At 44.1% G+C, this 1,713-nt stretch carries 1 protein-coding gene; it reads right to left on the reverse strand.

Annotation, left to right across the window (positions count from 1 at the left end):
• On the reverse strand, positions 1 to 1,248 hold a 1,248-nt coding region (locus PX481_RS12710), incomplete at its 3' end, for a cobyrinic acid a,c-diamide synthase CobB (RefSeq protein ID WP_288094684.1).
• Between the last annotated feature and the right edge of the window lie 465 nt (positions 1,249 to 1,713).

The following is a 1,713-nucleotide window of genomic DNA, read 5'->3' on the forward strand; positions in this document are numbered from 1 at the left end:
ATTGATAGCACTTTTGGGGAATGCTTGCAGTTGATAAATCGGTGCGTCGCTCACCCCGCTTAATTGGGAGCGATGGAATTCATGGCCGCGCACTGGTTGACCTGGTTTGAGCAGGATCGTCTCCTGTTTGGCGATGGCTTGCCGATAACCTAGGGTTAATTTCGGGGACATTATAGCAGATTGGGGGATTATTTGCAACATAGAATGATTTTTTTGCTCAAAATCAACTATTTTGTCACATAAATACATTAATCCCCCACATTCGGCGTAGGTGGGCATTCCAGAGGCGATCGCTTTTCTCACCTGAGTTAAGATAGGGGTGTTAGCCGCTAATTCCGGGGCAAAGATTTCGGGAAAACCGCCACCAAAGTACAACCCTTGCAGGTTTTCGGGCAAATTTGCCCCTTGCAAGGGACTCCAAAAGATTAATTCCGCGCCTAAATTGGCTAAAATATCGAGATTATCGGGATAATAAAAGTTAAAAGCCTTATCTCTGGCAATACCGATACGGATAGGGGGAAAAAGCTTATTTGCTCCTGGGGGATTTTTCGGGTTCTCTTGGGGAGAAATAGTGAGTAAAGGCAAGAGAATGTCCCAATTAAAGCAGTTTTGGGCAATAGAAGCCAGTTGATCTTGCAGTTGCCTGATTTCTCCTAGTTCATCCCTGGGAACCAATCCTAGATGGCGATCGGGAATTGTCAGGGAATCTTGACGACGCAAAACCCCGACAATCGGCATATTGATCGATTCTAGGGCGGTTTGCAGTAATTGCCGGTGGCGATCGCTACCAACCCGATTGAGGATAACTCCGGCTAGATGGAGATTTTTGTCTAAAGATTGATAACCGCGGACAATAGCGGCGACAGAGGTAGATAAACGACTACAATCGATAACTAACAGCAGAGGAAGCCCTAAAATACGGGCAATATGGGCAGTACTGGCATAATCGGGAAATTGAGTATCGCTTAATTGAATACCATCAAATAGCCCCATTACCCCTTCAATCAGAGCATAATCGACATTTTGACAATGTTGGGCAAAACAGGTTTTTACATAGTCTTCAGAAGTTAAAACCGGATCGAGATTGCGACAGGGGCGACCGGTAAAATGACTATGGAACATGGGATCGATATAATCGGGCCCGACTTTAAAAGATTGCACTCGATCGCCACGACTGATTAAATAGGCCAAGATTGCCAGAGTAATCGTAGTTTTACCGACTCCGCTTCTTTCTCCTGCGATGATCATTATTAGTTGTTTTTTTTCGAGATCGAGCTAGACTTAATTAACCTGTTACACAATCAATTCTAAGGCTTGCCAACGGCTAATAGAGTCAATTTTGGCCGCTAACTGGTTCCTGTGTCAATCGACTTTTTTTTATTAGCGGCGAAATCAATTTGACCACGTTTAGGATCATTGTCATCATCTCTAGACAACCAGCTATTGTTCTGACTTTCCCAAAAACCAGAGACTTCCTCCCCCACCATTAAGATAGGCTAAGACGCATTTTAACCGCCTATCCTTAAGATTGGCTAAATCTCCTCAAATCCCTTTACTGTTGCAAGAGTGCCTCATCTCAACAAGCAATTTAAATTCGCGGGCAGCTTAAGTAGGGAGGCACAATTATTTGTAGGATGGGTTAGCGGTAGCGTAACATGAGCAGGCGTTGGGTTTCATGCTTCAACCCAACATACGTTCATCTATATTTAATTC

The sequence above is a fragment of the Microcystis sp. M53603_WE2 genome (assembly GCF_030065435.1).